The 6161-nt window shown below is 54.8% G+C and carries 5 protein-coding genes; 3 read left to right on the forward strand and 2 right to left on the reverse strand.

All coding sequences use genetic code 11. The features are described 5' to 3' along the window. Nucleotides 1-633: 633 nt before the first annotated feature. Together HQL65_20030 and HQL65_20035 are read right to left on the reverse strand one after the other, a co-directional pair. A complete protein-coding gene (locus tag HQL65_20030) occupies nucleotides 634-1080 on the reverse strand; it encodes a putative toxin-antitoxin system toxin component, PIN family (GenBank protein ID MBF0138525.1) in 447 nt (148 codons plus the stop codon). Nucleotides 1081-1082: 2 nt separating this feature from the next. Then, nucleotides 1083-1352, reverse strand: coding sequence for a type II toxin-antitoxin system Phd/YefM family antitoxin (locus HQL65_20035; GenBank protein MBF0138526.1), 270 nt, complete (start codon nucleotides 1350-1352; stop codon nucleotides 1083-1085). Nucleotides 1353-1554: 202 nt separating this feature from the next. Here HQL65_20035 and HQL65_20040 point away from each other — a divergent pair, with 202 nt between their 5' ends. The 3 genes from HQL65_20040 (at nucleotide 1555) to HQL65_20050 (ending at nucleotide 6032) form a co-directional block, all read left to right on the forward strand. Then, nucleotides 1555-3093: a lipopolysaccharide biosynthesis protein gene (locus tag HQL65_20040; protein ID MBF0138527.1), complete on the forward strand. Its 1539-nt coding sequence runs from the start codon at nucleotides 1555-1557 to the stop codon at nucleotides 3091-3093. A 483-nt stretch (nucleotides 3094-3576) separates the two neighbouring features. Next, complete coding sequence (locus HQL65_20045) at nucleotides 3577-4725, forward strand: glycosyltransferase family 4 protein (protein ID MBF0138528.1); 1149 nt, start codon at nucleotides 3577-3579, stop codon at nucleotides 4723-4725. After that, nucleotides 4722-6032, forward strand: a complete 1311-nt coding sequence (locus tag HQL65_20050; protein ID MBF0138529.1) for an O-antigen ligase family protein — start codon at nucleotides 4722-4724, stop codon at nucleotides 6030-6032. The genes HQL65_20045 and HQL65_20050 overlap by 4 nt, the downstream gene beginning before the upstream one ends. Nucleotides 6033-6161: the final 129 nt, after the last annotated feature.

The raw sequence follows: 6161 nt of genomic DNA on the forward strand, positions 1-6161 counted from the left end.
TCAAGTCTGTTCTTATTTTCCGCGATTCTGAGTTGATGAACCTGATTTTCGGATAATCACATTGCTTTCCGAAATCGTCGTTCTTTTCGGTGGAGGAGGCGGTGGAGGGGCTTCTGACCTTGGTTTTTTGGGCAACGCTTCTGTTTTTTGTTTCTCGGACATTGCTTGCATCCATGATTGAAATGTAAATTATCTACAAATAAGTTCATCAACCTTTGCCACCATCTCAACACCGGCATGGTTTCTTGCTTCGGTCAGGATTTTTTTAACGAATCCCCAAGAGTCAGACGCAGTGCCGCCGCCTGTTGTTCCAATTGGCGGATGATCGTGTCAACCATGTCGGGAATGACAATCTGGCCCATGTTTCATCTCCTCTTCCGTACATTGGGCTTTGGTACCAATCAGACAACGGCGATAAACCATACGGTGTGTTTCAACCCATAAAAATGGGTCGGCATGGGACGGGATAATCAACTCTTGACACAATGACTATAAAAATAGCGCCAAGCTGTTCTTATTTTTCCGCGATCCTGAGTTGATAAACTTGACTTTCGGATAATAACGTCACTTTTTAAAATCGTTATTCTTTTCGATGAAGAGTGTTAAATTAAATATTAATGATTATACGTTAATTTAATTGATCCTATTGGCTTTGTGTAAATTTATTCCAGACCCGTGCCTTTGCCAGAACTCCACAGGAGTCAGGATGGTAAACTGATCTTGCAATACCAACAAGTCCTGATCCCCAGTGATCAAACAGTCCGCTCCACTCACAAAAAATGCAGCCAAAATCGGAGCATCACTGGAATCGCGAAGATCGATAATATTCAAGCTTGACATGGCCACCATCTCCACAAAATTACGCAATACGTTTACAAACCGGATTATATGTTGATCATCCCACTGTAAACGATGGCGAATTTTTGGATAAGCCAACACTTTATTCACTTCAACAACCATGGCCTCGTTCATGACCATCCGCAAATCGCCCCTTTGCCAAGCCGCAACAATTTTTCCGGGAATACCATTTGGAAACATGAGGCCAGAGATCAGGACATTGGTGTCAAGAACAACTCTCATTGTTAACGGCCTCGGGCCGCTCTCACAGCTTCCGCAATCTCGGTTTCTACCAAAACCTGGTCCTGGGCAGAACAGGCAAATGCCAATTCGTTCGTCATCTGTTGAAATTCATCATGCATCATGCAGATTTTTTCAAATAAATCAATGTTAACCATGGCAGCCACCGGTTTCCCATCCTGTGTAATCAGAACGGTGTCGCGCCGATATTGAACCTCGTTGAGCAGTTCACCAAGATCCTGGCAAACCGTCATGACTGTCGCTTCCCGAATCATGGCACGTATCCTCCCCATAAAAATCTATCAGATCCGACTGTATCAACTTATCGATGCAAGTCAATAATAAGTTTACAGTCTTTTCGACTCCATTGCCCTGGAAACCTGGTGTCGCAAGGAAAGTTTAGCCTTGAACATCCCTTTCAACTGCGGAATTTCGGGCTTACCCTGAACATATTCAAGATTTTTCCAGGGATTCCCCATGCCAGAACGTTCTTTGACCCGCACTGCCAGGGCTTTGCTCGCTTTTTCCAATCGGGTGTTGACCCATATTGCAGCCAGCCTCATCACGCTGTTGATCACGCCGACGGTCCTGCTGGGTTTGGGCCAGGAGATGTATGGTGCCTGGCAGGTGATTCGTGAACAGATGAATTTTTTATCCATGGGACAATTCCGGCCCATGGGTGTCTTGCGTCTGACCCTGGCCCGTACCGCCGCCACGACCGATGATCTCGACAAACGGCGTCAAGTCTGGGCCGCGTTGCAGGTGTGGTGCATGACCATTCCCCTGCTGACCCTGTTTTCCGGGCTGCTGGTCTATTATGCCCCCCGACTCATTCCCGTGACTGAAGCCCATGTGCCGACGGTGCAACTGGGATTGATCATTGCCGGGGTGGTGGTGGTGTTGACGCCACTCTTGAATTTGCCGGGATCGATCTTGCAGGGCCTCAACAGCGAATACCGGTCCATGGGGGTCCAGGCCACCGGAATCATCCTGGCCAATCTGTCCATTTATGGTCTGGTCCTGCTGGGTTTTGGTTTGCCGGCGGTCCTGATTGGCTCGGCCCTGCAAATCACCCTGGTGGGTACGGCCAACTTCATCATTGTGCGGCGTCATGTGCCCTGGTTTGGCATCAGTCGCCCCCTGCCCGGCATGGTGCGGCAGTTTTTCATGCTCAATTTCTGGAACCTGCATGCCGCCTTTTGCCGCAGCATTTTCAAATCCGGGGATTTGATCCTGATCGGCTTTCATTTTGGACCCAAAAGTGTCACGCTCTACACCCTCACCCGGGCCATCATGGACCGGATCATGGAACCCCTGCTGCAATTTTTCGATGCCGGTCTGCCCGGGGTGGGAGAGCTGCTCGGCAGCGGCCAAAAGGAGCGTCTGGTCCGGCTGCGCGGTGAAATGGTGCGCGTCCTGTGGTTTGGCCTGACTTTGACCGGTTGCGGCGTGATCCTGCTGAATGGAGCCTTTTTGCGCCTTTGGGTGGGAGAGGCTTTTTTTGGCGGGCAACACCTGACCCAGGCACTGGTGATCCTGACCATGACCACGGCTGTCAGCAACCTGGAATTGATGATCGTCGATTCCGCCCTGCGCCTGCGGGAAAAGGCCTGGGCGTTGACTCTGGGTGCGATGGTGTACCTTGGCGGCTTTTTCTGGCTCAAGTCACATCTGGGACTGGTGGCGGTTGCTTTGGCCCAGTCCGTGGGCACGTTGTTGCTGATCGGTCTGTTCTGGGTTGTGGTGGCCCATACCCTGGACCTGACTCCGAGCGGGCTGCTGCGGATTTATGTGCGACCGGTCATGGTCTCCGGTATCCTGCTGGCCGTCACGAGTTGGCTTGCCCCTTTTGTGGCCAAAAACTGGCTTTTTTTTCTCTTGAATGGATTCGGTGTTCTGCTGGTGGTCGCGCCTTTGGCCTGGTTTGGTATTCTGGAAACGAGTGATCGTCGCCGACTGGGTGAACGGTTGCGATCCTTGTTGCCACGTCGCAAGAAGATGGACCAAAATGTTTGAATGGCCATGAAAGAAAGTCTGGCAAAATTTATCGGGGTCCAGGGGGCTGGCTCCCTGGCGGGTCAAGGGCAGCGCCCTTGCGGGTCAAGGGCAGCGCCCTTGCGGGGTTTGGGGCAGCGCCCCATGTTGTTTTTTTTGACGCCCCCCTTTTCACAGGGCTTTTTTTGCGCTTTTTGCAAAAAAAGCCCAGGGGGCGGGCCTTGGTCTGACCCTTGGCGCGTTTTTCAGCGCCAAGGGTCAGACGCATTGCAGGTTTTTAATCCTGATATATCATCTGTGGAGACCGAAAATTGAATCATGATCTGCATGAAAGAACCTGTTGGGGCTTCGCCCCAGACCCCACTGGGGCTTCGCCCCAGACCCCACTGGGGCTTCGCCCCAGACCCCACTGGGGGATGAATCCCCCAGACCCCCTCTTTTTTTTCAATTTGTTTTTTTTATTGTTTTGATATGCCTGCGCAACGTTCGGAAATTTATTTTTTCATGTCCTACGGCCTGGGTTTGCAGCAGTGGGTCCGTACCGGCACCCTGCATCGGGAACTCGCCATCTATCGCCTGCTGCAACAAATGGGCTGGCGCATCACCCTGGTCACCTACGACCGGGACCGGATTCCCCCCGACCCGGGATTTCCGGCCCGGGTCTGGACCTTGTGGCCCTACCCCTTTCTGCGCGGCAAGTTGCGCACTGTCTACTATCTTCTCATGCCTTTTCTGCGCTGGTCAGCGACCCGTCGGCAGGGGGTCCTCATCACCAACCAGGCCCACATGGGGTGGCCGGCCATCGTGGCCAAATGGGTTTGGGGCACCCCGCTGCTGGCCCGCTCCGGGGCCGTGTTCGGCGAGCAGCTTCCCCTCTCCGGAATGGCCGGAGAGTGGCGCGCCCGCCTGCGACGCGACCTGGAACGCAAGGTCTACGATGTGTGCGATCACGCCGTGGTGCCCACGCCGGAACTGCGCACCTGGGTGATGAACAATTATGGCGTTCCCCCGGAAAAAATTTCCGTCCACCCCAACAATGTCGATACCGACCGATTTCAACCCGATCCCGCCATCACCCCCGATCCGCTCTCCCTGGTCACCATCGCCCGGCATCACCCCGTCAAACGGGTCGATCTGGCAATTCGGGCCATTGCCCGGACCGACTACCACCTGACCGTCATCGGCGACGGCCCCCAACGCACCGAACTGGCAACCCTGGCGCAAACCCTGGAGGCCAAAGTCACCTTCATATCCCGGGTGGAGAATGAAGAGCTGCCAGCCCTGTTGCACCGCATGGGAGCCTATCTGATCACCGGCATCACCGAAGGTCATCCCAAGGCCCTCATCGAGGCCATGGCGTGTGGCATGGCCTGCATCGGCACCCACGGCCAGGGCATCACCAACATCCTCGCCGATGGTGTCAATGGTCTCCTGTGCGACGATGAACCGGCCTCCGTGCGTCAGGCCCTGGATCACCTGCGGGAAAATCCCGCCCTGCGCCTGAGCCTTGGCCAGGCGGCCCGGGAGTTTGTCGTGCGGGAATATGCCCTGACCACATTGGCTCACCAGCTCGATGCCATTTTGTGCCGCCTCCTGCACCCGGATTCCACACCCCGAACCCATGCCACCCCCAGCCAGAGGACACCGGCATGACCACCAGACCGGACAAGGCCACGCTGCCCGTTGCCTCTGCCGGCCCGCGCTGGCTGATCCATCTGTTGATGCTGGCGGTGTTTCTGGAGTTTGTCACCCTCCCCAAAATACCTGGAACCGGATTGGCCCCCATCAATTTTGTGCTGATGGTGGGTCTGGGCTATCTGTTTCTCAACACCAACCGCTTGCAGGAAATGCCCCGCGAAGCCCGTGCCATCATGGCCATTCTGCTCATTTTCAATATCTGGGATTATGTGTTGGGTTATTTTCTGGACAAGCCGGATCATGAATTTCCAGCCACTGCCATCCGGACAGCCATCGAGCTGACCCTGTTTTCGGTTCTGGTTCGCACCCCGGAAGAGTTGCGCCGCCTGGCCATGGCCGCCGGTCTGGGCATTCTGGTCTCCGCAACCATGGGCCTGCTGATTTATTTTATCGGCGAACCCTACCAATCCATCCGCGACTGGATGCTGCAAAGTACAGGGGTCAGCAAGGGGGTCAGTGGGCAACGTCTCTGGCTGTCAGGGCTTTCCGGGGAACATTTCATGTTCGGCTATCTCGTGGGGGGGGCACCCGTATTGGCCCTGACCCTGGCCCGGGCCTATGCGAGTCGCTTTTGGGCCTTGAGTGTCGGACTCTTCCTGGTCGCCCTCTACTACAATGCCGAACGGGCACCCCTGGTCATGGCGATTCCGGCCCTGCTCTATTTGATTGTCCGCTGGAACCTGCATCGGGGGTTTCTGGTCCCCATGCTCGTGATCCTCATCATGACGGGATATCTCTGGAAAGAGTTTGGTGCCACCCGTTCCAGCATGAACAACCTGCACTCCCAGACCCTGTTCGACCGCATCAAGGGAGGAGAAGATACCACAGATCGCTTTCACTGGCTGGCCAGCGGCATCAAATCGGTCCTGAATCATCCCCTGACCGGTGCCAGCCGCCTCGATTACGGGTCGGAGTTTCTGGGCATTCGCATGAAAATTCTCGACCCGAAACTGTTCATTCCCTACGCCCACAACCACTATGTCAACCTGGGTATGAATATCGGCATTCCGGGCTGGATTCTTGGTTATATGTTCTTGATCAATATTTTCAGAGCGTTGCGTCGCTTCAAGGCCGGCGTGCGCGGGGACCCTTTGCTGGAAATTCTCCAGCCCGGCCTCACGGCCTCCCTGTTGGCGGTGCTGGGCGTGGCCCTGTTCCACAATCAAGGCGTCTTTTTCGAGGAACCGCTCTCCATCATTCTGACCGGTCTGGCCCTGGCCGGATGCCGGGTGGCACAGGAACGGGAACACAATCAGGCATGAATAACCGCAAAAGTCTTTAAAAAAGTAAAGATTCAGAACCCCTTCAACAAAAGGATTTGGCATGAAAGACCTTGTTGGGGCTCCGCCCCAAACCCCGCCAGGAGGAAGGGCAGAGCCGCTTCCTCCTGG

This window comes from Magnetococcales bacterium, assembly GCA_015228935.1.
GTDB lineage: Bacteria > Pseudomonadota > Magnetococcia > Magnetococcales > DC0425bin3 > HA3dbin3.